At 54.1% G+C, this 233-nt stretch carries 2 pseudogenes; one reads left to right on the forward strand and one right to left on the reverse strand.

The annotated features are described in order from the left end of the window. A pseudogene (locus F7R02_RS26240) lies at window positions 1–112 on the forward strand (VirB3 family type IV secretion system protein); the annotation flags it as partial. Window positions 113–120: 8 nt separating this feature from the next. On the opposite strand, the pseudogene F7R02_RS26245 reads toward F7R02_RS26240, so the two are convergent. Continuing rightward, window positions 121–233 (reverse strand): annotated as a pseudogene (locus F7R02_RS26245) (IS5-like element ISCARN85 family transposase); the annotation flags it as partial.

The raw sequence follows: 233 nt of genomic DNA on the forward strand, positions 1-233 counted from the left end.
GGGCGGGTTGACGCTGGCAAGTCTTGCGATGAGCTTTTATTTCCCCGGCATGGCCGCGTTAATCACGCGATCACTTTGGGCTGCGGCATTGATTCCAGTCTTACTGCTGATTAGGGCCTGTTAACACATCCGAAGCCCATCAACGACTAGGACGAAGCTGAGGAATCCAAGGAACATGACATCCAGCTTCTCGAAGCGCGAGAAAATCCGGCGGTAGCCTTTCAAGCGACGGA

It is taken from the genome of Xanthomonas cissicola, from assembly GCF_008801575.1.
Lineage (GTDB): Bacteria > Pseudomonadota > Gammaproteobacteria > Xanthomonadales > Xanthomonadaceae > Xanthomonas > Xanthomonas cissicola.